Origin of the sequence: Streptomyces viridosporus (assembly GCF_002078235.1) — a bacterium.
GTDB lineage: Bacteria > Actinomycetota > Actinomycetes > Streptomycetales > Streptomycetaceae > Streptomyces > Streptomyces viridosporus.
Window position 1 is genome coordinate 351 of sequence record NZ_MSGP01000205.1, and the last position, 26,315, is coordinate 26,665.

Below are 26,315 nucleotides of genomic sequence, written 5' to 3' on the forward strand. Positions count from 1 at the left end.
CCCGTGCGGGGAACCGGCCTGCGGTGGACCGACCAGTGTACGTCGTGCGCGCCGCACGTGCCTCCTGACGCCCGCGGGCCCCGTGGCGGGGCCCCACCACGGCCTCAGCGGGCGTTGAAGTACTTGGCCTCCGGGTGGTGGATCACGATGGCGTCGGTGGACTGCTCGGGGTGGAGCTGGAACTCCTCGGACAGCTCCACCCCGATGCGCCCGGGCTCGAGCAGGTCGGCGATCTTGGCGCGGTCCTCCAGGTCCGGGCAGGCGCCGTAGCCGAGGGAGAAGCGGGCGCCCCGGTACTTGAGGGCGAACATGTCCTCCATCGCGGCCGGGTCCTCACCGGCGAAGCCGAGTTCGGCGCGGACGCGGGCGTGCCAGTACTCGGCGAGGGCCTCGGCGAGCTGGACGGACAGGCCGTGCAGTTCGAGGTAGTCGCGGTAGGCGTTGGCCGCGAACATCCGGGCGGTCTCCTCGCCGATGCGGGAGCCGACGGTGACCACCTGGAGGCCGACGACGTCCCTCTCGCCGGACTCCTCCGGGCGGAAGAAGTCCGCCAGGCACAGGCGCCGGCCGCCGGCCTGGCGCGGGAAGGTGAACCGGGTGCGCTCGGCGCCGTGCTCGTCCAGGACGATCAGGTCGTCGTCCTTGGAGACGCACGGGAAGTAGCCGTGGACGACGGCCGCTTCCAGCAGGTTCTCCCTCCGTAGGCGGTCCAGCAGTCCGCGCAGCCGGGGCCGGCCCTCGGTCTCGACGAGCTCCTCGTACGTCGGCCCCTCGCCGGTGCGGGCCTGCTTCAGGCCCCACTGGCCCTTGAACAGGGCGCCTTCGTCCAGCCAGCTCGCGTACTCCTTGAGCTGGATGCCCTTGATGACGCGGGTGCCCCAGAACGGCGGGGCGGGGACCGGGTTGTCGGTGGCGACGTCGGAGCGCACGTGCCCGGTCTCGGGCCGCTCCTCGACCTCCACCGTGGCCGCACGGACGCGGCGCTGCCGCAGTTCGGGCAGTTTCGCGCCGGGCACCCCGCGCTTGATGCCGATCAGCGCGTCCATCAGGCGCAGGCCCTCGAAGGCGTCGCGGGCGTAGCGGACCTCGCCCTGGTAGAGCTCGTGCAGGTCCTGCTCGACGTAGGCGCGGGTCAGCGCGGCGCCGCCGAGGATGACCGGGTAGTCGGCGGCCAGGCCGCGGGCGTTGAGCTCCTCGAGGTTCTCCTTCATGATCACGGTGGACTTCACCAGCAGCCCGGACATGCCGATCACGTCCGCCCGGTGCTGTTCGGCGGCCTCCAGGATCGCCGAGACGGGCTGCTTGATGCCCAGGTTGACCACGGTGTAGCCGTTGTTGGACAGGATGATGTCGACCAGGTTCTTGCCGATGTCGTGCACGTCGCCGCGCACGGTGGCCAGCACGATGGTGCCCTTGCCCGCCTCGTCGCTCTTGTCCATGTGCGGCTCGAGGTGGGCCACCGCCGCCTTCATCACCTCCGCCGACTGCAGCACGAAGGGCAGCTGCATTTGGCCGGAGCCGAACAGCTCGCCGACCACCTTCATGCCCTCCAGCAGGGTGTCGTTGACGATGTCCAGGGCCCTGCGGGTGGTGAGGGCCTGGTCCAGGTCGGCCTCCAGGCCGTTCTTCTCGCCGTCGATGACGCGCCGCCTGAGCCGCTCCTCCAGCGGCAGCGCGGCCAGCTCCTCGGCCCGGCCCGCCTTCAGCGAGGTGGCCGTGGCCCCCTCGAACAGCTGCATCAGCTTCTGCAGCGGGTCGTAGCCCTCCCGGCGCCGGTCATAAATCAGGTCCAGCGCGGTGGTGACCTCCTCCTCGCTGAACCGGGCGATCGGCAGGATCTTGGAGGCGTGCACGATCGCCGAGTCCAGGCCCGCCTGGACGCACTCGTGCAGGAACACACTGTTGAGCAGGATCCGGGCGGCCGGGTTCAGGCCGAAGGAGATGTTCGACAGGCCCAGCGTGGTCTGCACCCGCGGGCGGCGCCGCTTCAGCTCCCGGATGGCCTCGAGGGTGGCCAGGCCGTCCCGGCGGGACTCCTCCTGGCCGGTGCAGATGGTGAAGGTCAGGCAGTCCACCAGGATGTCCTCCTCGCGGATGCCCCAGCGGCCGGTCAGGTCGGCGATCAGCCGCTCGGCGACCGCGACCTTCCGCTGCGCGGTGCGGGCCTGGCCCTCCTCGTCGATGGTCAGCGCGACCAGCGCCGCCCCGTGCTCCCGCGCCAGCCGGGCCACCCGGGCGAAGCGGGAGTCGGGGCCGTCGCCGTCCTCGTAGTTCACCGAGTTGAGCACCGCCCGGCCGCCCAGCCGCTCCAGCCCGGCGCGCAGCACCTCGACCTCGGTGGAGTCCAGCACGATCGGCAGCGTGGAGGCGGTGGCGAGCCGGCCGGCCAGCTCCGCCATGTCCGCCACCCCGTCGCGGCCCACGTAGTCCACGCACAGGTCCAGCATGTGCGCGCCCTCGCGGATCTGCTCCCGGGCCAGCTCCACGCAGTCCTCCCAGCGGCCCGCCAGCATCGCCTCGCGGAACTTCCTCGACCCGTTGGCGTTGGTCCGCTCCCCGATCGCCAGGTAGGAGGTGTCCTGGCGGAACGGCACGCTCTGGTACAGCGAGGCCGCGCCCGGCTCCGGCCGCGGCTCGCGCCCGGGCGGGACCGCGCCGCGCACCCGCTCCACCAGCCGGCGCAGGTGCTCGGGGGTGGTCCCGCAGCAGCCGCCGACCAGGCTCAGGCCGTAGTCCCGCACGAACGTCTCCTGGGCGTCGGCCAGCTCCCCGGGCGTCAGCGGATAGTGCGCGCCCTCGGCCGTGAGGACCGGCAGGCCCGCGTTCGGCATGCACGCCAGCGGCACCCGGGCGTGGCGGGCCAGGTAGCGCAGGTGCTCGCTCATCTCCGCCGGGCCGGTCGCGCAGTTCAGGCCGATCATGTCGACGCCCAGCGGCTCCAGCGCGGTCAGCGCCGCGCCGATCTCCGAGCCCAGCAGCATGGTGCCGGTGGTCTCGACCGTCACCGACACCACCAGCGGCACCGCGTGGCCGGTGGCCGCCATCGCCCGGCGGGCCGCGATGACCGAGGCCTTGGTCTGCAGCAGGTCCTGCGTGGTCTCCACCAGCAGCGCGTCCGCCCCGCCGGCCAGCAGCCCCTCGGCGTTGGCCTGGTAGGCGTCGCGGATCGCGGCGAAGGTGGTGTGCCCGAGGGTGGGCAGCTTGGTGCCCGGCCCCATCGAGCCCAGCACCCAGCGCGGGCGGCCGTCCCGGGCGGCGAACTCGTCGGCGGCCTCCCGGGCGATGCGGGCACCGGCCTCGGACAGCTCCGCGACCCGGCCGGCGATGTCGTACTCGCCCAGGGCGGTGAGGTTGGCGCCGAAGGTGTTGGTCTCCACGCAGTCCACACCCGCCGCGAAGTACTCGCGGTGCACCGAAGCGACGATGTCCGGGCGGGTGACGTTCAGGATCTCGTTGCAGCCCTCCAGCTGCTGGAAGTCCTCCAGGCTCGGGTCCCGGGCCTGGAGCATGGTGCCCATCGCCCCGTCGGCGACCACCACACGGGTGGCCAACGCCTCACGGAGGGCGGACACACGGGTCCGGCTGTCGGCGGAAGGGGTCAGCGGCAACGAGGCCATGGAAAGGGCTCCCTCAGGTGCGACGGCTGTCGGCTTTGCGGCTGCCCGGAAGGTCCGGTCGTGGAGCTCTTCCGGCAGGACACACGACGTCAGGGTATCCGGGACCGCGCCCTGATGTTCGGGGAGTCCACGAGGCGGACGATGATGGCCGGGAGCCGACGTGCGGAGTGCGGGCGGCGCAACGCGCCACGGCCGACCGTTGGCGGGAGGTCGGCATGGACCGGTAGTGTTCGGCATTGCCGAACAGCGGCAGCGGCGTCGCGGGCCGGCGGTCGAAGGGGACGGAGGCAGTACGGCGATGGCACGGAACATCCAGTCGCTCGAACGGGCGGCAGCGATGCTGCGGTTGCTCGCGGGCGGCGAGCGGCGGCTCGGCCTGTCGGACATCGCCTCGTCCCTGGGGCTCGCCAAGGGCACCGCCCACGGCATCCTGCGCACCCTCCAGCACGAGGGGTTCGTAGAGCAGGACGACGCCTCCGGCCGCTACCAGCTGGGCGCCGAGCTGCTGCGGCTGGGCACCACCTACCTCGACGTGCACGAGCTGCGGGCGCGCGCCCTGGTGTGGACGGACGACCTGGCCCGCTCCAGCGGCGAGAGCGTCTACCTGGGCGTGCTGCACCAGCAGGGCGTGCTGATCGTGCACCACGTCTTCCGGCCCGACGACAGCCGGCAGGTCCTGGAGATAGGAGCCATGCAGCCGCTGCACTCCACGGCCCTGGGCAAGGTGCTGGCGGCCTACGACCCGGTGGCGCACAGCGAGGCCCTGGAGAACGAGCGCAAGGCGTTCACCGACCGCACGGTGTGCGAGGCGGACGCCTTCGAGCACCTCCTCGACCTCACGCGCGCGCGTGGCTACGCGGCGGACGTCGAGGAGACCTGGGAGGGCGTGGCCTCCCTGGCGGCGCCCATCCACGACCGGCGGCGCATGCCGGTGGGCGCGGTGGGCGTCACGGGCGCGGTGGAGCGGCTGCGCCGGGACGGCGAGCTGCGCCCCGAGCTGATCGCGGCGGTACGGGACTGCGCCCGCGCGGTGTCGCGGGACCTGGGCGCCGGACGGTTCTGAGCCCCGCGCGGGGCTCTGCTGCACGAGTGAGGGCCGGGACGCCGCACGGCGCCCCGGCCCCAGCCGTGCCCCGAAGCGGTCATATCGCCCGTTGGAGTGATGAACCAGATCCGGGACCGACCGTCCACGACGGCCAGTAACGATCGCGCTTTCGACAACCAAACCCTTGACGCACGTGTGACGCCCCGCGAGACTCCCGTCCATCGGTCGGCATTGTCGAACACTTACCGGCAATACGCGTTAGAGTGTGACAACGCCAAGGGCCGGCATCGCTCTCACCCCTGAGGGCGCCGATCCCCGGTGGGACCCGGGGTTCGGCTCTCTGGACGAAGGACAAAGGAGTCGCGGGTGTCCAGCTCCGACATCTTCATCGGCGAGACCATCGGTACCGCCGTACTCATCCTGCTCGGCGGCGGTGTGTGCGCCGCCGTGACCCTGAAGGCCTCCAAAGCGCGCAACGCCGGCTGGCTCGCCATCGCCTTCGGGTGGGGCTTCGCCGTCATGACGGCGGTGTACATCGCCGGTCCGCTCTCCGGCGCCCACCTCAACCCGGCCGTGACCGTGGCGCTCGCCGTCAAGGACGGCGACTGGAGCAACGTTCCGACCTACTTCGCCGGAGAGTTCCTCGGCGCGATGATCGGCGCGGCTCTGGTCTGGCTCGCCTACTACGGCCAGTTCCAGGCGCACCTGACCGACAAGGAGATCGTCGGCGGCCCGGGCGCGCAGGCCACCACCGCCAAGGCGGTCGAGGCCCGGGAGAAGGGCGCCGGCCCCGTCCTCGGCATCTTCTCCACCGGTCCGGAGATCCGGAACACGGTGCAGAACCTCACGACGGAGATCATCGGCACCGTCGTCCTGCTGCTCGCCGTGCTCACCCAGGGCCTGAACGACGCGGGCAACGGCCTCGGCGTACTGGGCGGTCTGATCACGGCGCTCGTGGTCGTCTCCATCGGTCTGTCGCTGGGCGGCCCGACCGGTTACGCCATCAACCCGGCCCGCGACCTCGGTCCGCGCATCGTGCACGCCCTGCTGCCCCTGCCCAACAAGGGCGGCTCCGACTGGTCCTACGCCTGGGTCCCGGTGGTCGGTCCGCTGATCGGCGGCGCCCTCGCGGCCGGCATCTACAACGTCGCCTTCGCCTAGGCGACCGGTTCGCCCCGAACCCCGCGTCCCGCAGAAGCGCCGTACACACAGCCCCCAACCAAGGAACTCCAGGAGCACACCGTGACCGACGCCCACACCGCCGGCCCCTTCATCGCCGCCATCGACCAGGGCACCACCTCCTCCCGCTGCATCGTCTTCGACCGCGACGGGCGCATCGTCTCCGTCGACCAGAAGGAGCACGAGCAGATCTTCCCCAAGCCGGGCTGGGTCGAGCACGACGCCACCGAGATCTGGACCAACGTCCAGGAGGTCGTCGCGGGGGCCGTCGAGAAGGCCGGCATCACCCGCGACGACATCAAGGCCATCGGCATCACCAACCAGCGCGAGACCACCGTGCTGTGGGACCGGAACACCGGTGAGCCGGTCCACAACGCCATCGTCTGGCAGGACACCCGCACCGACGCCCTCTGCCGCGAGCTCGCCCGCAACGTCGGCCAGGACCGCTTCCGCCGCGAGACCGGCCTCCCCCTCGCCTCCTACTTCGCCGGCCCCAAGGCCCGCTGGCTGCTCGACAACGTCGACGGCCTCAAGGAGCGCGCCGAGGCGGGCGACATCCTCTTCGGCACCATGGACACGTGGGTCATCTGGAACCTGACCGGCGGCACCGACGGCGGCCACCACGTCACGGACGTCACCAACGCCTCCCGCACCCTGCTGATGAACCTGCACACCATGCAGTGGGACGAGAGGATCGCCGAGTCCATCGGCGTTCCCACCGCGATGCTGCCGGAGATCCGCTCCTCCGCCGAGGTCTACGGCGAGATCAAGGGCGGCAAGCTGGGCGACCTGCTCGGCGGCATCCCGGTCGCCTCCGCGCTCGGCGACCAGCAGGCGGCCCTGTTCGGCCAGACCTGCTTCTCCGAGGGCGAGACCAAGTCGACGTACGGCACCGGCACCTTCATGGTGATGAACACCGGCGACAAGATCATCAACTCCTACAGCGGGCTGCTGACCACCGTCGGCTACCAGATCGGCGGCCAGAAGCCGGTCTACGCCCTGGAGGGCTCGATCGCCGTCACCGGCGCGCTGGTGCAGTGGATGCGCGACCAGATGGGCCTGATCTCCACCGCCGCCGAGATCGAGACGCTCGCGCTCTCGGTCGAGGACAACGGCGGCGCCTACTTCGTGCCGGCCTTCTCCGGCCTGTTCGCCCCGTACTGGCGCTCCGACGCCCGCGGTGTGATCGCCGGCCTGACCCGGTACGTCACCAAGGCGCACCTCGCGCGCGCCGTCCTGGAGGCCACCGCCTGGCAGACGCGGGAGATCGCGGACGCCATGATGAAGGACTCCGGCGTGGAGCTGACCGCCCTCAAGGTCGACGGCGGCATGACCTCCAACAACCTGCTGATGCAGACGCTCGCCGACTTCCTGGACGCCCCCGTGGTGCGCCCGATGGTCGCCGAGACCACCTGCCTCGGCGCCGCCTACGCCGCCGGCCTCGCCGTCGGCTTCTGGAGCAGCACCGACGACCTGCGCGCCAACTGGCGCCGGGCCGCCGAGTGGACCCCCCGCATGGACGCGGAGACCCGCGACCGTGAGTACAAGAACTGGCTCAAGGCCGTCGAGCGGACCATGGGCTGGCTCGAGGACGAGGAGTAAGACCCGACATGACCACTCAGTCCACCCTGCAGTCCGTACCTGCCCTGGGGACGCGCCCGGCGTCCGGCTCCCACCCGAGCCGCGCCGAGACCCGGGAGCAGCTTTCCAAGGCGTCGTACGACCTTCTCGTGATCGGCGGCGGCATCCTGGGCATCTCCACCGCCTGGCACGCCGCGCAGTCCGGCCTCAGGGTGGCTCTGGTGGACGCCGGCGACTTCGCCGGCGCCACCTCCTCCGCCTCCTCCAAGCTGCTCCACGGCGGTCTGCGCTACCTGCAGACCGGTGCGGTGAAGCTGGTGGCGGAGAACCACTTCGAGCGCCGTGCGGTCTCCCGCCAGGTGGCCCCCCACCTGGCGAACCCGCTCACGTTCTACCTCCCCGTGTACAAGGGCGGGCCGCACGGCGCGGCGAAGCTCGGGGCCGGCGTCTTCGCGTACTCGATGCTGTCGGCCTTCGGCGACGGCGTCGGGCACCTGCTCTCCCCCGCCAAGGCGCAGGCGGACGTGCCGGAGCTGCGCACCGAGAACCTGAAGGCCGTGGCCGTGTACGGCGACGACCAGATGAACGACGCGCGCATGGCGCTGATGACGGTCCGCGCGGCCGTCGACGCGGGCGCGACCGTCCTCAACCACGCCGAGGTGACGGGGCTGCGCTTCACCCGGGGCCGGGTCACCGGTGCCGAGCTGCGCGACCGCCTCTCGGGCGACGAGTTCGGCGTCGACGCCCGCCTGGTGCTGAACGCGACCGGACCGTGGGTCGACCACCTGCGCCGCATGGAGGACCCGGGCGCGGCGCCGTCCATCCGGCTGTCGAAGGGCGCGCACCTGGTCCTGAAGCGGACCTCCCCGTGGAAGGCCGCGCTGGCCACGCCGATCGACAAGTACCGGATCACCTTCGCCCTCCCCTGGGAGGACATGCTGCTGCTCGGCACGACCGACGAGGAGTTCGAGGGCGACCCGGCGGACGTCGCGGTCAACGACAGGGACATATCCCAGATCCTCGACGAGGCCGCGTTCTCCATCCGCGACCAGCAGCTCGACCGTGATCTGATCACCTACGCCTTCGCGGGTCTGCGGGTGCTGCCGGGCGGCCCCGGGGACACGGCGAAGGCGAAGCGGGAGACGGTCGTCACCGAGGGCCGGGGCGGGATGCTGTCCGTCGCGGGCGGCAAGTGGACCACCTTCCGCCACATCGGCCGCACGGTGATGAAGAAGCTGGAGTCCCTGCCGGGCCACCCGCTGGGCGACGGCTTCGAGCCGATCTCCTCGCTGCCGAAGAAGCTGCCGCTGCCGGGTGTCGCCAACCCCCGCGCGGTCGCCCACCGGCTGCTGGTCGACGGCCCCGCGCCCGGCCCGCGCATGGCCGCGGACACCGCCAGGCACCTGGCCACCCACTACGGTTCGCTGGCCTTCGACATCGCCCGCCTGGCGAACGAGGACCCGGCGCTGGCCCGGCGCGTCCACCCGGACGCCCCGGAGATCCGGGCGCAGGTCGTCTGGGCCCGCGACCACGAGTGGGCCGAGACCGTCGACGACGTGCTGCGCCGTCGCACCACCCTGACGATCAGGGGCCTCGCCACGGACGAGGTCCGGGCGGACGTCCAGGGGCTGCTCGACGGGAAGTGACCGCGAGGATCCCGGATCCCCCGCACGGGAGCCGGCACGGGGAGAGGGGCGGCTCCGCGCCGACGGAGCCGCCCCTCTCCCCTGCGCGCCCCCAAGCCGCGGGCCGGACCGGCCGGTCCGTCGGGTCCGTCGGGTCCGCATGACGGCGGGCACCTCGGAGGTCCGAACCGCGGGGAGGCCGGGCACGGCAGTCACCGACGAGGAGATCGAGCAGATCGAGGCGATGATCGTATCCGGCGCGCTGCGCCCCGGCGACCGGCTGCCCGGGGAGAGCGAACCCGCCGCCGGGCCGGGGCTGTTCGGCAACTCGCCGCGCGAGGCGGTGCGGACGCTGTCGCTGATCCGCACCCTGTGCGAGCACCGGACGCTCCTCGCCGCCCCGCGGGACCGGGACGCCGAGGCGGCGCGGTCCCGGGCGACGGTGCACCTCGCGAGCGTGGAGCAGTGGCCGCGCTCCTCGCCGTGAGTCCCGCCGCGCGCCCCCTCGGCGGCCCGGATCACCGGGGGGTGTTTCCCGGTGCCCGGCGGGGCAGTGATGGGGCACTCCCCCTGCGAGGGGGCTGCGGACGCCCCCCGGGAACGCCGTAAGGTTGGGACGTACGCGAGGGCACGTCGGAAGGAGGCGCTGGGTGATCGAGCTCGAGGGGGTTCCCGAGCTGATCGACCCGGTCATGGTGGCCGCGTTCGAGGGCTGGAACGACGCCGGGGACGCCGCCTCCACCGCGGTCGCGCACCTGGACAGGGAGTGGAAGGGCGAGGTGTTCGCGGCGCTGGACGCCGAGGACTACTACGACTTCCAGGTGAACCGGCCCACGGTGTTCATGGACGGCGGGGTGCGCAAGGTCACCTGGCCGACGACGCGGCTGTCGGTGGTCCGGGTCGGCGGCGAGAAGCCGCGCGACCTGGTGCTGGTCCGCGGTATCGAACCGTCCATGCGGTGGCGCTCGTTCTGCAACGAACTCCTCGGCTTCGCGCACGAACTCGGCGTGGAACTGGTGGTCGTCCTGGGCGCTCTGCTCGGGGACACCCCGCACACCCGTCCGGTTCCGATCAGCGGGACCACGTCCGACCCCGACCTGGCCCGCCGCATGGATCTGGAGGAGACCAAGTACGAGGGCCCCACGGGCATCGTCGGCATCCTCCAGGAGGCGTGCACCCACGCCGGCGTCCCGGCGGTGTCGCTGTGGGCGGCGGTCCCGCACTACGTGTCGCAGCCGCCCAACCCGAAGGCCACCCTGGCCCTCCTCAACCGCCTCGAGGACCTGATCGACGTGCGCATCCCGCTGGGCGAGCTGCCCGAGGACGCGCGCGCCTGGCAGGTGGGCGTGGACCAACTGGCCGCGGAGGACAGCGAGGTCGCCGAGTACGTCCAGACGCTGGAGGAGGCCCGGGACACCGCCGAGCTGCCGGAGGCGTCGGGCGAGGCGATCGCCCGCGAGTTCGAGCGCTATCTGCGGCGCCGTGACGGGGCGTCGGGTCCGCCCGGCGGGCACGCCACGGCCGACGGCGGCGACGGCACCTCGTACCTGCGGGACAACCCGGGTCCGCGGGACGGCCCGGGCGGCCGTTCCCGGCCGCCGCGGCCCCCGAAACCGGACAAGGGCGACGAGGACCCGTCGGAGGACTGAAGCGGCGGGCCGGCGGGGACAGGACCGAAGGAACAGGGGCGCCCCCTCCTCGGAGGGGGCGCCCCTGTCGTGGTCGCGGGCGGTCTACAGCGCGACGCCGAGCAGCGCGTCCACCGCGCGGGAGACGACGCCGGTGGCGCCCGGGTCCGTGCCGCCACTCTCCTCCTGGAGCAGGACCCAGCGGTCGACGGCGGCCAGCGCGGCCGGGGCGTCCAGGTCGTTCGCGAGCGCCTCGCGGATCTCCTCGACCAGCGCCTCGGCGGGCGGGCCGTCGGGGCGGGAGACGGCGGCCCGCCAGTGTCCGAGGCGGGTCACGGCGTCCTGGAGGACCTGATCGGTCCACTCCCAGTCGGCGCGGTAGTGGTGGGCGAGCAGCGCCAGCCGGATGGCGGCCGGGTCGACGCCGTCGCGCCGCAGCCGGGAGACGAAGACCAGGTTGCCCTTGGACTTGGACATCTTCTCGCCGTGCAGGGCGACCATGCCGGCGTGGACGTACGCCTTGGCCATGGGGAACTCGCCGGTGAGCACCTGGGCGTGGGAGGCGCCCATCTCGTGGTGCGGGAAGATCAGGTCGGAGCCGCCGCCCTGGACGTCGAAGCCCATGCCGAGGTGCTCGAGGGCGATGGCCACGCACTCGATGTGCCAGCCGGGCCGGCCCCGGCCGAGCGAACCGCCGTCCCAGCTCGGCTCACCCTCGCGGGCGGCCATCCAGAGCATCGGGTCGACGGGGTTCTTCTTGCCCGGACGGTCCGGGTCGCCGCCGCGCTCGGCGGACAGCAGCCGCATGGCGGCGGCGTCGAGGTGCGAGACCTGGCCGAAGTGCGGATCGGACTCGACGGAGAAGTAGATGTCGCCCTCGAGCTCGTAGGCCGCACCGAGGTCGCGCAGCCGTTCGACGAGCGGGACGATGCCGGGTATGGCCTCCACGGCGCCCGTGTAGTGCCGCGGCGGCAGCATCCGCAGGGCGGTCATGTCCTCGCGGAAGAGCGCGGTCTCCTGCTCCGCGAGGGCGGCCCAGTCGAGACCGTCCCGCTCGGCCCGCTCCAGCAGCGGATCGTCGACGTCGGTGACGTTCTGGACGTAGTGCACCTGCCGCTTGGTGTCGAGCCACACGCGCTGCACGAGGTCGAACGCGTTGTAGGTCGCCGCGTGTCCGATGTGGGTGGCGTCGTACGGCGTGATGCCGCAGACGTAGATACGGGCGACGGGACCGGGGGCGAGGGTGACCGGGCCACCGGTCGCGGTGTCGTGGATCCTCAGGTCGCGGCCCTGACCAGGCAGGGCGGGGACCTCGGAAGCGGGCCAGGCATGCATGTCTCGAGCCTAACCGGACCGCGGTTCGGTATACGAACCGGAGCGGGCCGGTTGACCGGGAAGGCGCTCTTGCGCGGCGCCGCCCGGTGTGCTCACGGATCCGGTCAGACCGGCGGCCAGGGGATCGCCGGCCACTGTCCGCCGGGTTCCGGATGGATGCCGGTGGCGATCAGCGACTCGACCCGCGCGCGGGTGGCGTCGATCTCCGCGGGGGTGATCAGCGCACCCAGCCGGACGGCGAGCGCGCCCCCGTCCGTGAGGGCCTTCCTGAGGCCCTTGAGGACGTCGAGCGCCTCCTCGGTCAGCGGCTCCCCCGCCCAGCCCCACAGCAGGGTGCGCAGCTTGTCCTCGACGTTGAAGGTGACCCCGTGGTCGATGCCGTACAGCCGGTCCCCCGCGGCGGGCAGCAGGTGCCCGCCCTTGCGGTCGGCGTTGTTGATCACCGCGTCGAGCACGGCCAGCCGGCGCAGCCGTTCGTCGTCGGCGTGCACGAGCAGCGCGGTGCGGCCCTCGCCGACCTCCGCGAGGCCGATCGCCCTCCAGCCCGGATCGGGCTCCTCCCCGTCCACCAGGGCGAGCAGCTCCGCGCCCGGCACCGTCTCGACCCACAGCTGGCACATGCCCTCGCCGTACGGGCCGTCGCGCAGCACGGTGGGGGGCACCAGCCCCCAGCCGGTCGCCTCGGAGACCTCGTAAGCGGCGACCTCGCGTCCGGCGAGCGTGCCGTCGGGGAAGTCCCACAGGGGCCGCTCCCCGGCGACCGGCTTGTAGACGCACGCGGCCTCGCGGCCCCCGTGCGTCACGGTGCAGTACAGCGCCGCGTTCGACGCCTCACGGATGCGTCCGCGCACGGTCAGTTCGCCCTCGGCGAGCAGGGTGGCGGCAGCCGGGTCGGTGGCCGTCACGCTCCGCGGCGGTATCCGTTCTGGCGCGGACATACGTGTCCTTCCGGATCGAGCGGGAGGCTGCACAGCGGGCACGGCGGCCGCCCGGCGTTGACGACGTCGAGGGCGCGCTTGGCGAAGGCCCGGGCCTGCGCGCCGGTGAGCCGGACGCGGAGCATCGGGGGCCCGTTCTCCTCGTCCTGGAGCAGCCGTTCCTCGGCCTCGGCGAGGTCCTCCTCGGATTCGGCGTCCAGTTCGACGAGGGCCTGGGCCTCGACGATCATGCGCTGGTCCTCACCGTCCCAGGCGAGCGCCATGGTGCCGACGCGGAACTCCTCCTCCACGGGGGTGTCCAGCGGGGCGGTGTCGGTGATCTCGGTCGGTGCCATGGCGGGGACCGCGGCGCTGCCGCCGCTGCGGCGCACGACCTCGTCGAGCAGTTCGTCCATGCGCTCGGCGAGTGCCGCTACCTGGGTCTTCTCCAGGGCCACGCTGGTCACCCGGGAGCCGGCGGAGGCCTGGAGGAAGAACGTACGGCGCCCTGGCAGTCCGACCGTACCGGCCACGAAACGTTCCGGTTGGTCGTAGAGGAACACCTGACGGGACACGTCCTGATCTCCATTGAGAGTCGTGGGAACGGGCTGTTCGAACGGGGGCGCGCGGCTGCGACCGCTTCACCCTACTGCGGCCGACGATCACGGTGCGCCCGCGTCGCCCCCGACCGTGGCTTCGTCGGCGGGCGGTTCCTCGCTCGGCGCCAGGGACGCGAAGTCGCCGGTGTCGCCGAGACGGACGAGAAAGGGCCGCAACCGTGTGTAACGGATCACGGTGATGGAACACGGTTCCACAGAAATCCGCTGGAAGAGGTCGAGATGGAGTCCGAGTGCGTCCGCGACGAGGGACTTGATGATGTCCCCGTGCGAGCACATGAGGTACACGGCGTCGGCACCGTGGTCGCGCTCCACGCGCGCGTTCCACTCGCGCACCGCCTCGGCGGCGCGGGTCTGCATCGCGCGCATGGACTCCCCGCCGGGGAACGCCGCCGCCGACGGGTGGGCCTGCACCACCTCCATCAGGGGCTCGTCCTTGAGCTCGGCGAGCTTGCGTCCGGTCCAGTCGCCGTAGTGGCACTCCCCGATCCGTTCGTCGGTGTGCGCGCTCAGGCCGGGGTGGGCGTCGAGCAGCGGCCGGACGGTCTCCTGGCAGCGCTGCAGCGGGCTGACGACGATCTCGCTGAGCGGCAGCTCGGCGAGCCGTCCGGGCAGTGCGGCGGCCTGCGCGGCCCCGCGGTCGTCGAGGGCGACGCCGGGCGTCCAGCCGGCGAGCAGTCCCTCGGTGTTGGCGGTGGAACGTCCGTGCCGGACCAGGAGCAATGTGGGCATGCGGCCCAGGGTAGGCGCACTCGCACGTGCGGTGTCCGTCATACGAAGGGAGATCACGTTCCGTGATAGTCGACTGTGCCATATATCGGGAGGGACACCGGTCGGAGGGGCCCGAGGACTTCTCCGACGCGCTGGCGGAGGCGCGGTCGGCGGGGGGTTTCGTCTGGATCGGACTGCACGAGCCCACGGAGGACGAGTTCGCCCTGGTCTCGCAGGAGTTCGCGCTGCACCCGCTGGCGGTCGAGGACGCCCTCAAGGCGCACCAGCGGCCCAAGCTGGAGGTGTACGACGACTCGCTGTTCCTGGTGCTCAAGCCGGTGGAGTACGAGCCGAACAGCGACACCGTGTCCTCCGGCGAGATCATGGTCTTCCTCGGGGACGCGTTCGTGGTGACCGTCCGGCACAGCGGGGGCGCGCCGCTCAAGGCCGTGCGGAGCAGGCTGGAGCGGGAGCCGGAGCTGCTGGGCAAGGGGCCGACGTCGGTGCTGTACGCGATCGCCGACGCCGCCGTCGACCACTACCTGGAGGTGGCGACCGAGCTGCAGAACGACCTGGAGGAACTGGAGGCCGAGGTCTTCTCCCCCGACGGGGGCGGCTCGCGGCACACCGCGTCCCGGATCTACAACTTCAAGCGGCAGATCCTGGAGTTCCGCCGCGCGACCGGGCCGCTGGCGCTGCCGATGACGCGGCTGGCGGGAGTGGGCACGTTCGGGATGCGCGTGCCCTTCGTGGAGGAGAAGGCGCAGCCCTTCTTCCGTGACGTGCACGACCACCTCACCCGCGTCAACGAGTCCGTGGAGGGGCTGGACCGGCTGGTCTCCGACATCCTCTCGGCGCACCTGGCGCAGATGAGCGTGCGGCAGAACGACGACATGCGGAAGATCTCCGCGTGGGCGGCCATGGCCGCGGTCCCCACGATGCTCGCGGGGATCTACGGCATGAACTTCACCCACATGCCGGAGCTGCGGTGGGTGTGGTCGTATCCGGCGGTGATCGCGGTGATGGCCGTGCTGGAGGTGCTGCTGTACCGGTTGTTCAAGCGGCGGGGGTGGATGTAGCCGGCCGCGCGTCCGGCGGTGGCGTCAGGCGAACTCCGGGGCCGCGCTCGCGGGGCCCCCGAGCGCGTCGCGGCGCTCGGGCATCCTGAGCGAGACCATGCGGCGCCAGCCGCCCAGGCGCTCGTAGGCGTACACCGCGTGGATGCCCGCCGCGAGGACCGCCGCCCTGGCCCTGGACCAGCCGAGGATGCGGCCCATGCGGGCCATCACCGCGAGGCTGACGTCCCGGTGGACGCGGATCTCCGCGAGCGCGCACGTCCGCAGGGTGCGCTGGATGGCGCGCCCGTGCCCGGCGTACGCGAAGCGCAGGAGTTCCTCGTGGCAGTAGGCGAGGTGGTTGTCCTCGTCGTGGGAGATCATTTTGACCGCGCGGCCGAGTTCGGGGTGGTCGGCGAAGTGCTTGCGGAGGAGTTCCATCTGCTCGGAGGCACGCTGTTCGGTGACCCGGCTGTGCGCGAGGTAGGTGACGATGTCCTGCACGGTGAGCGGTTCGTCGCGCTTGAGCCGGCCGTGGGCCAGGCCGATGCCGCCCCGTTCCAGGAGCATCGTGTAGTCGGTCTCGGGCGGGACCGGAACGGGCTCCAGGCCGCGCTTCCTCATCAGGGCGTTGAAGATGCGGCCGTGCTTGTCCTCGTCGGCGCCGTGCCTGGCGATCTTGGGGGCGAGTGCGCGCTGGGCCTCGGGGACGAGCGCGGCGATGCGGGCGTTCTCCCAGCCGCCCTGGGACTCGCCGCTCGCGGCGATGGAGCAGAACAGGGCGAAGGACTCGTCGTGGTCGAGGATCTCCTGGAACAGACTCTTGGCCGAAAGCATGGTGGGCACCCTCTCCGCAGGCTTCCGTGTGCCGCTGGTTCCGCACGTTCGCAAAGAACGAGTCAAGTGCGAGGACGGGGGCGCTGCAACAGGTATGCCGGACAACTCCGCCGAAAGGGGGACCTGCGGGGGGACCCGGAGGCGTACGCGGGGCGGGCGTAACCCCGGGGGCCGGTCCGCGTTGTGCTGCGTGACGGCCGTGGCGGGGAGGACCCCCGAGCCCCCACCACGGCCGCGAACGTCCCTAGGCGAGACCGGCGCGTTCCAGGGCCTCGGTGCCGGCGCGGAGGGAGGCGAGGCGCTCGTCGAGCGTGAAGCCGGCCGGGGCGAGGGTGAGGGTGGTGACCCCGGCGGCGGCGTAGGCCTTCATCCGGTCGGCGATGCGGTCGACCGAACCCAGGAGGGTGGTGGAGTCGATCAGGTCGTGCGGCACGGCGGCCGCCGCGCCCTGCTTGTCGCCGGACAGGTACTTGTCCTGGATCTCGGCGGCCTCCCGCTCGTAGCCCATGCGCCCGGCGAGCTGGTTGTAGAAGTTCTGCTTGCGGCTGCCCATGCCGCCGACGTACAGCGCGGTGTAGGGGCGGAAGGTGTCGGCGAGCGCGGCGACGTCCTTGTCGTCGCCGACGGCGAGGGGGACGGTGGGGCAGATGTCGAAGCCGTCGAGGGTCTTGCCCGCCTTCTCGCGGCCCGCGCGCAGGTGCTTGACGGCGGTGTCCTCGAGGTGGTCGGCGGAGGGGAAGATCAGCAGGGCGCCGTCGGCGATCTCACCGGTCTGTTCGAGGTTCTTGGGGCCGATCGCGGCGATGTAGAGCGGGATGTGCTCGCGCTGCGGGTGCACGGTGAGCTTGAGGGGCTTGCCGGGGCCGCCCGGCAGGGGGAGGGTCCAGTGCTCGCCCTCGTGGGAGAGGCGCTCGCGGGTCATGGCCTTGCGGACGATCTCGACGTACTCGCGGGTGCGGGCGAGGGGCTTGTCGAACTTGACGCCGTACCAGCCCTCCGAGACCTGCGGGCCGGAAACGCCGAGGCCGAGGCGGAAGCGGCCGCCGGAGAGGGAGTCGAGGGTGGCGGCGGTCATCGCGGTCATCGCGGGCTGGCGGGCGGGGATCTGGAAGATGGCCGAACCGACGTCGATGCGCTCGGTCCGGGCGGCGACCCAGGCGAGCACGGTGGCGGCGTCGGAGCCGTAGGCCTCGGCGGCCCAGCAGACCGCGTAGCCGAGGCGGTCCGCCTCCTGCGCCACGGCGAGGTTGTCCGCGTCCATCCCGGCGCCCCAGTAGCCGAGGTTGATCCCGAGCTGCATGGCCGTCTCCTCTTACCGATCAGTAACGTCGCTTGTGCGCAGACCCTATACCTCCGGCCGCCGGACGGGGACGCGCGCGGGGTGCCCGCGGTGCGGTGGGGGCGCGCGGAGCGCCCGCGCCCCCGTCGCGGGCCGGGGCCGGGGCGGCCGGCCACCGCCGCACCTCGGAAATCCGTTGTCCACAGGCCCCCCTGTTCCGGGGTCCGGCCAGTAATCTCGGCGTTCATGGAGCAGAGGCATCTCGGCCGTACCGGCCTGCGTGTGTCCCGGATCGGGCTGGGGACCCTGACCTGGGGGCGGGACACCGACGAGCACGACGCCGCGGACCTCTTGAAGACGTTCTGGGAAGCCGGCGGGACCCTCGTCGACACCGCGGACGTGTACGGCGACGGGGAGGCCGAGTACCTGCTCGGGAGGCTGATGGAGGGGCTGGTGCCGCGCCGGGACCTGGTGATCTCGACGAAGGCCGGGAGCGTGCCGGATCCGGACCGCCGGTTCGACGGCTCGCGCGGGCATCTGCTCTCCGCGCTGGACGCCTCGCTGGCGCGGCTCGGCACCGACCACGTCGACTTGTGGCATGTCCACGCCTACGACCCCGACACCCCGCTGGAGGAGACGCTCCAGGCCCTGGACATCGCGGTCGGCAGCGGACGGGCCCGCTACGCCGGTGTGTCCAACTTCTGCGGGTGGCAGCTGGCCAAGGCGGCGACCTGGCAGCTGGCCTCGCCGGGGGCACGGGCCCGGCTGGCGAGCACGCAGATGGAGTACTCGCTGCTGCAGCGGGGGGTGGAGCGGGAGGTGCTGCCCGCCGCGCTCGACCTGGGGATCGGGCTGCTGCCGTCCTCGCCGCTCGGGCGGGGCGTGCTGACCGGCAAGTACCGGGGCGACACCACTCCGTCGGACTCGCGCGGCGCCTCGGAGCACCTGGCGCCGTTCGTCGCGCCGTACCTCGACGACCCTGCGAGCCGGATCGTGGACGCGGTGACGACGGCGGCGGACGGGCTCGCCGTGACCGCGCTGCAGGTGGCGCTCGCCTGGGTCCGGGACCGGCCCGGCGTGGCCGCCCCCATCGTCGGCGCGCGCAACGCGCAGCAGCTCACGGCGGCGTTGTCGGTGGAGGCCCTTAGTCTTCCTGACGAGATCTGCCGGGCGCTCGACGACGTGTCGGCGCCCGTGCACCGCTATCCCGATCACGACTGGAGCACGCTGTGAGCACGGAGCCGCCCGAGAACCCCGAGGCCACGGAGGACGCCGAGCCGGGGACGCCGGGCGCGGACAAAGCCTCCGACGAGGGCGCGCAGGTGTCCGAGGCCGAGGCCGAGCTGCGTGCCCAGCAGATCGAGCGGGAGCGCATCGAGCGGCGGAAGGCCGAGAAGCAGGGGCCGATCGAGGCCGGCGGCAAGCTGAGCGGCAGGGCGGCCGACCTCCTCGCCGCCGTGCGGGCCGTGGAGAGCGGGGGGAAGCCGGCCGCCGCGGTGTTCGAGGAGGCGCCCGCGGCGCCGCGCCGGCCCGCTCCCGAGCCGGTGCGGCGGGCGCCGGCGGTTTCCGGCGAGGCGGTTCCCGCCCCCGGCGTCGTCGCGGGGGTGCGGGAGGTGCTGGCGCAGGGGGGCGCGCCCGAGGGGCTCGCCGTTCAGGCCGCCGGTGTGCTGGGCGAGGAGGGCGCAGCGGTGCTGCGCGCCGATCCCTGGCAGTTGCTGCGGGTGGCCGGTGTGCGTCCCGGGCAGGCCGACGGGTTCGCGCGGGCGCTGCTCGGCGCCGGGGCCGGGCCGGACGACGAGCGCCGGGGGCGGGCGGTCACCGTGTGGCTGCTGGAGCAGGCGGCGCTGGCCGGGCACACCGCCCTGGAGATGTCCGCCCTGGTGGAGGCGCTGGGGCGGCAGGGAGTGCCGGATCCCGAGGGGACCGTGCAGAACGCCCTCTCGGAAGGGGACGTCCTCGTCTTCCAGGACGCGGTGGCGGAAGCCGGGGCTCCGGCTCCGCAGGGGCATCCCGCTCCGCAGGAGGAGGACGCGGAGCGGCCGGTCCGGGTGCTGGTGGGGCTGGAGCGGTACGCGCTGGCCGAGGAGAGCCTCGCCGACGGCCTGGCCCGGCTGATCGTCTCCGCGCCCGGGCGGGACGGCTCGGACGAGGACTGGGAGCGGGCCGCCGCCGCGGCGGAGGGGTCCGCCGCCGAGCTGGTCCGGGCGGTCGCCGGGCACGGGCTCGTGCTGCACACCGGCGGGGAGGCCTCGCTGGCCGAGCCGGCGGCGCTGCTGGACGCCGCGCACGGCATGGGGCTGCGCGCCTGGGCCGCCGCGCACGGTCCGATCGGGCGGGCGCGGTTCGCGGCGCTGGTGGAGGGGCCGGGGGTCGCCACCGTCGCCGGCCTGCTGTCCGGCGCCGAGGGGCCGGGCCGGGACGCCGACGGGGCGCTCGACGTGGACCTGCTCGTCGTGCTGGACGCCCCGCAGCTGGACGTCGAGACGGCCGCCCTGGTCACGGAGTCGCTGCCGGACGGTGCCCGGCTGGTGCTGGCCGGCGATCCGGGGGTGCTCTGGTCCGTGGGCGCGGGGCGGGTCTTCGCGGACCTGCTCGCGGCGCGGCTCTGCCCGCAGGTCGCCTCCCGGCGGCCGGATCCCGGGCCGCTGGGCGAGCTGGTCTCCGGGATCGGCGTCGGCGAGCTGAACCAGGTGGAGGCGCCCGGCAAGGAGGTCGTGATCGTGCCGGTGCGGGACGCGGGAGAGGCCGTGCACCGGACCGTGCAGCTCGTGGCGGACTCGGTGCCGCGGGCGATCGGCGTGCCGGCCGAGGAGACGCAGGTGATCACGCCGGGGCACGGCGGTGCGGTGGGCACGCGTGCGCTGAACGCGGCGCTGAAGGAGCGGCTCAATCCGGGGCCGGGGCGGTTCGGCGGATTCGACCCGGGCGACCGGGTCGCCCACTCCCCCGCTCCGGGACGCACGCTGCCGGGCCGTGTGGTGAAGGCCGACGACGAGGGGCTGCACCTGGTGTGCGGGGGCGAGCGGATCGTCGTGCCGAGGGAGCGGGTGGAGCAGACCGTGCGGCACGGGTGGGCGCTGACCGCGCACCAGGCGGTGGGCTGCCGGTGGCCCGCGGTCGTCGTGGTGCTCCCCGGTGACGCCGTTCCCGCGCTGAGCCGGCCCTGGGTGTACACGGCGTTCGGCCGGGCCGACCGGCACCTGTCCGTGGTGCACGGTGTGGAGCAGGCCCTGCCGCGTGCCGTGGCCGAGGTGGCGGCGAAACCGCGGACGACCCGGTTGCCGGTGCTGCTGGCGCCGCAGGTTCCGGCGGCGGACGGCTGAGCCCGGGCCGCCGGGTGCGGCGGTGACACCCGTGTGCCACCGCCGCCGGGAGGACGTGGTCAGCGGTCCGCGTCGAGCGGCTCCAGGTCCTCGTCCTCGTCCAGTACCGGATCCAGTGCGTCCTCGAGATCGTCGTCGGTGTCGTCGTCGAGGTCGTCGTCGAAGACCGCGCTGACGTCGAAGCGGCAGACGACCCGCTGCGGGTCCACCTGCTCGAAGGGCTCCTCCAGCCACTCGCCGGGTTCGGCGGGTTCGTCCGATGCCGTCACCCAGAGCGTGGAGTCGCCCTCCTCCAGGCCGAACTCCTTGTGACGGGAGGCGATCTCGTCCGGTTCGTACTCGCCGAACAGCAGGCCGAGCGCGCCGTGGACGGTGCCGGAGGCGACCGCGTCCTCGTCGTCCGCCGCCTCGATCCGCTGGGCGTGGGCGAGCAGCCGCTGCGGCTCGGCGACGGCGTAGTCGCGGCGGATCAGGACACTGAGCGCGCTCGGTTCCTCGGGGCCGGTGTAGGGCGGCAGCTCGTCCTCCCCACCGGGGATCTCGAAGGGCGTGACCTCGTCATAGCGGTCGTAGAGCAGTTCGTCGTACGCCTCCGCGGCCGCGGCGAGCCGGTTGAACGCCTCGTGGACGGCCGGGTCGTCCTCCCCCGACCTGCGCTCGACCGCGGCCAGGTGGCGGTCGAGCGCGGTCTTGACCGCCTCGGCGGCGGCGCGTACCTCGGCAGCGGTGGGCTGCTCAGCATCAGACATAGTGCAGACGCTATCCGTACCGGGGGCCGGACCGCACAATAGATGCGATGCCGGAATACGAATTTGTCGACGTGCACGTGCCGCGCGGGGTCTCCCGCAAGGAGACGGCACGTCTGCTGACGGACCACGCAGAGTACGGTCACTGGGAGTTGTACCGCCTGACGCTGATGCGTGACGGCAGCCGCAGGGTGCGGCTGCGGCGGCGGATCATCCGCCAGGTGCGCGCCACCTGGTGAGCCCGGGCGACCCGAGAGGATCACGGAACGGAGCGGGCCCCGCGGTCGCGGGGCCCGCTCCGTGTGTCCCGCGTCACGCAGCGGCCCGCGCCTTGCGGTAGAGGACCGCGCCGGCGAGCAGCGCGCCCGCGCCGACCGGCAGGACCAGGCCCACGGGCAGCTCGCTGCCGGTCTGTGCGAGCTGGACGTCGGTCCGGGGAGCGGAGTGGGCGATCGGCCGGTTGTCCTCCGGGGTCCGGTCGCCCGGTGCGGCCGGCTCGTCGCCGGGGCGCTCGGGGCTGCCCGGCTCGGCGGGGGTCTCCGGCTCGGCGGGCTGTCCGGGCGTCTCGTGGCCGGGGCCGTTCGCGCAGTCGTTGCCCACGGCGGCGTTGCCGATGCCGATGAGGTCGACGCTGTTGCCGCAGACGTTCACCGGGACGTGCACCGGCACCTGGACGTGGTTGCCGGAGGCCACACCGGGTGAGCCGGTGGCGTGTCCGCCGGCGTACGCCCCGTCGTGGTCACCGGTGTGCGCTCCTGCCTGATCACCGGCGTGCGCCCCGCCGCGGTCGCCGGAGCCGGCGTGTCCGTCCGCCGGGGAGCCGCCCTCGTTGACACAGGCGTTGCCCGCGGACGGGTTGAGGACGCCGACGACGTCGACCGTGTTGCCGCACACGTTGACGGGCACGTGCACCGGAGCCTGCACCGAGTTCCCGGAGAGCACACCGGGCGAGCCCGCGGCGGTGCCCTGCGCGCCGGAGTCGGCGTGGGCGATCCCGCCCGCGGCGGCGAGCACGCCGGTGGCGGCCGCCATGGTCATCAGACCCTTGCGGGTGACCTGTCGCATTGCTGAAATCCCTGCCTTCGACCTGGTGCCGGGAATTCCGTTCCGGCGGATTCCCGGTGTTCCGACGTTCTTCGAGAACCGGCCGGCCCCGGAGCGCATGGCGCGCGCTCCGGGGCCGACGGGCTCAAACCCTCAGAGGGCATGCCCTAAAGGGCGAGGCACAACGTCACTGGTTGATGCAGGTGTTGCCGAAGGTGGGGTTCAGCAGCCCGATCACGGAGATCGTGTTGCCACAGGCGTTCACGGGGACGTGGATGGGGGCCTGGATCACGTTGCCGGACACGACGCCCGGGGAGTGCACGGCGGCACCCTGGGCACCCGAGTCGGCGGCGGCCAGACCCGCGCCCGCGAGAACCAGTCCACCGGTGGCAGCCGCGACCGCGACGACCTTCTTGATCATTGTTCCTCCTTATTCGCAAGGCGATCCCGAGCTGAGGATCACACCACGGGTAACGAGGAGGGACTAATGAGGCTACGAGCTTATGGTCGCATTCACCCTTCCCAGTCAACTCCGCACGTCTGCACGATTATTGGAATACGCGGGCGGCCGTTTCAGGACGCGTCCAGGAAACGGTCGAGCACGCGCACGCCGAACTTCAGGCCGTCCACCGGCACCCGCTCGTCGACGCCGTGGAACATGCCCGCGAAGTCCAGCTCCGGGGGCAGCTTCAGCGGCGCGAAGCCGAAGCAGCGGATGCCGAGGTCGTCGAAGGACTTGGCGTCGGTGCCGCCGGAGAGCATGTACGGCACGGCCCGCGCGATGGGGTCCTCGGCACTCAGCGCGCTCTGCATGGCGTCGACGAGGCGCCCGTCGAAGTCGGTCTCCACGGCCTTGTCGGCGTGCACGTCCTCCCGCCTCACCCGCGGGCCGAGGATCCGGTCGAGGTCGGCGAGGAACTCCTCCTCGTAACCGGGCAGGAAACGGCCGTCGACGTGGGCGGTGGCCTGGCCGGGGATGACGTTGACCTTGTAGCCGGCGCCGAGCATGGTGGGCGCCGCCGAGTTGCGCAGCGTGGTGCCGATCATGCGGGCGATGCCGCCGAGCTTGGCGAGGGTCTCGTCCATGTTCTCGGGGTCGAGTTCGGTGCCGAGCGCGTCGGAGAGCTCGTCCAGGAAGGCCCGTACGGTCTTGGTGACCCGCACCGGCCACTGGTGCCGGCCGAGGCGGGCCACGGCCTCGCACAATTCGGTGATCGCGTTGTCGTCGTTGGTCATCGAGCCGTGGCCGGCCGTGCCGTCGACGGTGAGCCGCATCCAGTGCATGCCCTTCTCGGCGGTCTCGACGAGGTAGAGGCGCAGCTTCTCGTTGACGGTGAAGGAGAACCCGCCGACCTCGCCGATCGCCTCGGTGACGCCCTCGAACAGCTCGGGGTGCTCGCGGACGAGGTACTTGGCGCCGTAGGTGCCGCCGGCCTCCTCGTCGGCGAGGAAGGCGAGGACGACGTCGCGCGGGGGCTTGCGCCCGCTGCGCAGCCGGTCGCGGACGACCGCCAGGGTCATCGCGTCCATGTCCTTCATGTCGACGGCCCCGCGCCCCCACACGCATCCGTCGGCGATCTCGCCGGAGAAGGGGTGGTGGGTCCAGTCGTCGGCGTTGGCCGGTACGACGTCGGTGTGGCCGTGGATCAGCAGCGCGGGCCGGGAGGGGTCCTCCCCCTCGATCCGGGCCACCGTGGAGGCGCGCCCCTTGTGCGACTCGAAGATCTTCGGTTCGAGGCCCACCTCGGCGAGCTTCTCGGCGACGTACTCGGCCGCCTCGCGCTCGCCGGGGCCCGAGTGGTCGCCGTAGTTGCTGGTGTCGATCCGGATCAGCTCGCGACAGAGGTCCACGACCTCGTCCTCACCGGTGACGCTCCTGGCCGGGTCCGTCTCGCTCACGTGCTTCCTCCCGCTGTCACTGCTGGTGGGTCCCCCTCATCCTCCCTCCCCGCGGCGCGGGCCCCAAGACCCGGCCCGGGCCGCCACGCGGTGTTCACGCGGAGACCGGCGGGGGCGGGGTGATCGAGTCACCCTGGAACACCTGGTAATGTTTACTTCGTCGCCGCGGGGGGAAACCCGCGCGACAGACACCTTGTCCGGGTGGCGGAATGGCAGACGCGCTAGCTTGAGGTGCTAGTGCCCTTTATCGGGCGTGGGGGTTCAAGTCCCCCCTCGGACACATGAGGCGCGAGGGCCGCGACCGCGAGGTCGCGGCCCTCGGGCGTTGTCGCGAAGGGTGACCATGAGCACGCGGACCCCACGGACCACCCGTTCCTGCCCCTGCGGGCTGCCCGAGGCGTACGAGGACTGCTGCGGCCGGTTCCACGCCGGGGCCGCCGCGCCGACCGCCGAGAGGCTGATGCGGTCGCGGTACTGCGCGTTCGTGCGGCAGGACGCCGGTTACCTGATGCGGACCTGGCACCCCCGGACCCGGCCGGAGCGGATCGACCTCGGTCCGCGGATGCGGTGGACCGGGCTGGAGATCCTGGACACGGCCGACGGGTCCGCCTTCCACTCCACCGGGACGGTGACCTTCCGGGCGTCCTACCGGGGCGGTTCGCTGCACGAGCGCAGCCGGTTCGAGCGGGTCGACGGGACGTGGGCGTACGTCGACGGGGACTTCCTGGACTAGGTCCGCTCAGAACTCCACCCGGGGCGCCAGGATGTCCAGTTCCTGGAGGGCGCCCACGGTGATCTGACGGGTCAACTCCTCCGCGCGGGCGGCGTCGCGCTCGCGGACCGCCTCGGCCACCTGGACGTGGAGGGTGACGGCGGCCGGGTCGGGGTCGTCGAACATCACGTCGTGGTGCGTGCGGCCGGCCAGGACCTCGGCGACGACGTCGCCGAGGCGGGCGAACATCTCGTTGCCGGAGGCGGTCAGGACCACGCGGTGGAAGGCCATGTCGTGGACGAGGTACGCCTCCAACTGCTGACCGCGTGAGTGGGCGACCATGCCGAGGGCGCACTCGGTGAGTTCGGCGCACTGCTCGGCGGTGGCGTTGCGCGCGGCCAGGCCGGCCGCGACGGGTTCGATCGCCGAGCGGAGCACGGTGAGGGAGCGCAACTGCCGGGGGCGGTCCGCGCCGGCCAGGCGCCAGCGGATGACCTGGGGATCGTAGACGTTCCACTCGCAGATCGGCAGGACCGTCACGCCCACGCGACGCCGGGACTCGACCAGGCGCATGGACTCCAGCACGCGCACCACTTCCCGCATCACGGAGCGCGACACGTCGAACCGGTGGGCGAGTTCGTCGGTGCGCAGCACGCTGCCGGGAGGGTATTCCCCCGCGGTGATTTCGGGGCCGAGGATGTCCAGTACATGACCGTGCAGCCCGCGGCCCTGTGTGCTCATGCACTCAGCGTAGGGGACGGATCACCGGAAGAAAAAGTCAGACTTATACATCACACTCTCTTGAAAACGTCTTACTAATGGGCTTCAGTTACGTCGACATCACGTGTCAACGAAGACATCAGACAGTGAGGCAGCGATGAACACCTCCCACGTCGTCGTGGTCATGGGCGTCGCGGGCACCGGCAAGACCACCGTCGGTCCCCTGCTCGCAACCCGGTTCGGCGTCCCGTACGCCGAGGCCGACGACTTCCACCCGCAGGCCAACATCGACAAGATGTCGGCCGGTGTTCCCCTCACCGACGAGGACCGGCTGCCCTGGCTGGACGCGATCGGTGGCTGGGCGCACGACCGGGCGGGCCTCGGCGGCGTGGTCAGCTGCTCGGCACTGAAGCGGTCGTACCGCGACCGGCTGCGGGCCGCCGCG

23 protein-coding genes, 1 tRNA gene and 1 pseudogene are annotated in these 26,315 nt (G+C 72.5%); 13 read left to right on the forward strand and 12 right to left on the reverse strand.

Annotated elements, in window-relative coordinates; translation table 11 throughout:
- Positions 1 to 104: 104 nt before the first annotated feature.
- Entirely contained in the window at positions 105 to 3,617 is a 3,513-nt protein-coding gene (metH, locus tag B7L92_RS15125) for a methionine synthase (protein ID WP_081238064.1), read from the reverse strand.
- A gap of 298 nt (positions 3,618 to 3,915) precedes the next feature.
- Here metH and B7L92_RS15130 point away from each other — a divergent pair, with 298 nt between their 5' ends.
- The 6 genes and pseudogenes from B7L92_RS15130 (at position 3,916) to B7L92_RS15155 (ending at position 10,696) form a co-directional block, all read left to right on the forward strand.
- Positions 3,916 to 4,680 carry an IclR family transcriptional regulator gene (locus tag B7L92_RS15130; protein ID WP_081238066.1) on the forward strand — a complete coding sequence of 255 codons (765 nt, stop codon included), beginning with the start codon at positions 3,916 to 3,918 and terminating at the stop codon, positions 4,678 to 4,680.
- 348 nt (positions 4,681 to 5,028) lie between these two features.
- On the forward strand, positions 5,029 to 5,823 hold the full coding sequence (locus tag B7L92_RS15135; protein ID WP_081238068.1) for an MIP/aquaporin family protein: 795 nt from the start codon (positions 5,029 to 5,031) through the stop codon (positions 5,821 to 5,823).
- A gap of 81 nt (positions 5,824 to 5,904) precedes the next feature.
- Positions 5,905 to 7,443, forward strand: coding sequence for a glycerol kinase GlpK (gene glpK / locus B7L92_RS15140; protein ID WP_081238070.1), 1,539 nt, complete (start codon positions 5,905 to 5,907; stop codon positions 7,441 to 7,443).
- 8 nt (positions 7,444 to 7,451) lie between these two features.
- Complete coding sequence (locus B7L92_RS15145) at positions 7,452 to 9,068, forward strand: glycerol-3-phosphate dehydrogenase/oxidase (protein ID WP_081238072.1); 1,617 nt, start codon at positions 7,452 to 7,454, stop codon at positions 9,066 to 9,068.
- A gap of 139 nt (positions 9,069 to 9,207) precedes the next feature.
- Positions 9,208 to 9,420, forward strand: a pseudogene (locus B7L92_RS15150) (hypothetical protein); the annotation flags it as partial.
- Positions 9,421 to 9,697: 277 nt separating this feature from the next.
- Complete coding sequence (locus tag B7L92_RS15155; RefSeq protein ID WP_081238076.1) at positions 9,698 to 10,696, forward strand: PAC2 family protein; 999 nt, start codon at positions 9,698 to 9,700, stop codon at positions 10,694 to 10,696.
- A gap of 84 nt (positions 10,697 to 10,780) precedes the next feature.
- Here B7L92_RS15155 and mshC read toward each other — a convergent pair whose 3' ends face one another.
- From mshC to B7L92_RS15175, 4 genes are all read right to left on the reverse strand, one after another.
- Positions 10,781 to 12,010, reverse strand: coding sequence for a cysteine--1-D-myo-inosityl 2-amino-2-deoxy-alpha-D-glucopyranoside ligase (gene mshC, locus B7L92_RS15160; protein ID WP_004990235.1), 1,230 nt, complete (start codon positions 12,008 to 12,010; stop codon positions 10,781 to 10,783).
- 104 nt (positions 12,011 to 12,114) lie between these two features.
- Positions 12,115 to 12,948 carry an SCO1664 family protein gene (locus B7L92_RS15165; protein WP_081238078.1) on the reverse strand — a complete coding sequence of 278 codons (834 nt, stop codon included), beginning with the start codon at positions 12,946 to 12,948 and terminating at the stop codon, positions 12,115 to 12,117.
- A complete protein-coding gene (locus tag B7L92_RS15170) occupies positions 12,912 to 13,502 on the reverse strand; it encodes a DUF3090 domain-containing protein (protein ID WP_004990228.1) in 591 nt (196 codons plus the stop codon). The genes B7L92_RS15165 and B7L92_RS15170 overlap by 37 nt, the downstream gene beginning before the upstream one ends.
- Positions 13,503 to 13,589: 87 nt before the next feature.
- Positions 13,590 to 14,276, reverse strand: a complete 687-nt coding sequence (locus B7L92_RS15175; protein WP_004990226.1) for a histidine phosphatase family protein — start codon at positions 14,274 to 14,276, stop codon at positions 13,590 to 13,592.
- 62 nt (positions 14,277 to 14,338) lie between these two features.
- On the opposite strand from B7L92_RS15175, the gene corA reads away from it, so the two are divergent.
- Positions 14,339 to 15,334, forward strand: a complete 996-nt coding sequence (corA, locus tag B7L92_RS15180) for a magnesium/cobalt transporter CorA (RefSeq protein WP_081238080.1) — start codon at positions 14,339 to 14,341, stop codon at positions 15,332 to 15,334.
- A gap of 24 nt (positions 15,335 to 15,358) precedes the next feature.
- On the opposite strand, the gene B7L92_RS15185 is transcribed toward corA, so the two are convergent.
- Positions 15,359 to 16,147 (reverse strand): hypothetical protein, encoded by a 789-nt coding sequence (locus B7L92_RS15185; RefSeq protein WP_081238082.1) that lies wholly within the window; start codon positions 16,145 to 16,147, stop codon positions 15,359 to 15,361.
- A gap of 244 nt (positions 16,148 to 16,391) precedes the next feature.
- Positions 16,392 to 17,447: an LLM class F420-dependent oxidoreductase gene (locus tag B7L92_RS15190; protein ID WP_081238084.1), complete on the reverse strand. Its 1,056-nt coding sequence runs from the start codon at positions 17,445 to 17,447 to the stop codon at positions 16,392 to 16,394.
- Between the two features lie 225 nt (positions 17,448 to 17,672).
- Between B7L92_RS15190 and B7L92_RS15195 the strand changes: the two genes are divergently transcribed.
- A complete protein-coding gene (locus tag B7L92_RS15195; protein ID WP_081238085.1) occupies positions 17,673 to 18,659 on the forward strand; it encodes an aldo/keto reductase in 987 nt (328 codons plus the stop codon).
- Positions 18,656 to 20,749: a helix-hairpin-helix domain-containing protein gene (locus B7L92_RS15200; RefSeq protein WP_081238087.1), complete on the forward strand. Its 2,094-nt coding sequence runs from the start codon at positions 18,656 to 18,658 to the stop codon at positions 20,747 to 20,749. The genes B7L92_RS15195 and B7L92_RS15200 overlap by 4 nt, the downstream gene beginning before the upstream one ends.
- A 59-nt stretch (positions 20,750 to 20,808) precedes the next feature.
- On the opposite strand, the gene B7L92_RS15205 is transcribed toward B7L92_RS15200, so the two are convergent.
- Positions 20,809 to 21,498 carry a hypothetical protein gene (locus tag B7L92_RS15205; protein WP_081238089.1) on the reverse strand — a complete coding sequence of 230 codons (690 nt, stop codon included), beginning with the start codon at positions 21,496 to 21,498 and terminating at the stop codon, positions 20,809 to 20,811.
- Positions 21,499 to 21,545: 47 nt separating this feature from the next.
- On the opposite strand from B7L92_RS15205, the gene B7L92_RS15210 reads away from it, so the two are divergent.
- On the forward strand, positions 21,546 to 21,734 hold the full coding sequence (locus B7L92_RS15210) for a DUF5703 family protein (protein WP_026085313.1): 189 nt from the start codon (positions 21,546 to 21,548) through the stop codon (positions 21,732 to 21,734).
- A 73-nt stretch (positions 21,735 to 21,807) separates the two neighbouring features.
- On the opposite strand, the gene B7L92_RS43530 is transcribed toward B7L92_RS15210, so the two are convergent.
- The 3 genes from B7L92_RS43530 to B7L92_RS15225 all read right to left on the reverse strand — a co-directional run bounded on the left by B7L92_RS43530 (position 21,808) and on the right by B7L92_RS15225 (position 24,438).
- Complete coding sequence (locus B7L92_RS43530; protein WP_081238091.1) at positions 21,808 to 22,560, reverse strand: chaplin; 753 nt, start codon at positions 22,558 to 22,560, stop codon at positions 21,808 to 21,810.
- 166 nt (positions 22,561 to 22,726) lie between these two features.
- Positions 22,727 to 22,960 carry a chaplin gene (locus tag B7L92_RS15220; RefSeq protein ID WP_004990211.1) on the reverse strand — a complete coding sequence of 78 codons (234 nt, stop codon included), beginning with the start codon at positions 22,958 to 22,960 and terminating at the stop codon, positions 22,727 to 22,729.
- A gap of 152 nt (positions 22,961 to 23,112) precedes the next feature.
- Positions 23,113 to 24,438: a M20/M25/M40 family metallo-hydrolase gene (locus B7L92_RS15225; protein WP_081238093.1), complete on the reverse strand. Its 1,326-nt coding sequence runs from the start codon at positions 24,436 to 24,438 to the stop codon at positions 23,113 to 23,115.
- A gap of 195 nt (positions 24,439 to 24,633) precedes the next feature.
- Between B7L92_RS15225 and B7L92_RS15230 the strand changes: the two genes are divergently transcribed.
- Together B7L92_RS15230 and B7L92_RS15235 are read left to right on the forward strand one after the other, a co-directional pair.
- Positions 24,634 to 24,718: transfer RNA gene (locus B7L92_RS15230), tRNA-Leu, on the forward strand.
- Between the two features lie 63 nt (positions 24,719 to 24,781).
- A complete protein-coding gene (locus B7L92_RS15235) occupies positions 24,782 to 25,171 on the forward strand; it encodes a YchJ family protein (RefSeq protein WP_081238095.1) in 390 nt (129 codons plus the stop codon).
- 6 nt (positions 25,172 to 25,177) lie between these two features.
- Here the strand turns inward: B7L92_RS15235 and B7L92_RS15240 are convergent, their stop codons facing one another.
- On the reverse strand, positions 25,178 to 25,891 hold the full coding sequence (locus tag B7L92_RS15240) for a FadR/GntR family transcriptional regulator (protein WP_081238097.1): 714 nt from the start codon (positions 25,889 to 25,891) through the stop codon (positions 25,178 to 25,180).
- A 136-nt stretch (positions 25,892 to 26,027) separates the two neighbouring features.
- On the opposite strand from B7L92_RS15240, the gene B7L92_RS15245 reads away from it, so the two are divergent.
- A partial coding sequence (locus B7L92_RS15245; RefSeq protein WP_255310973.1) for a gluconokinase occupies positions 26,028 to 26,315 on the forward strand: 288 nt, incomplete at its 3' end.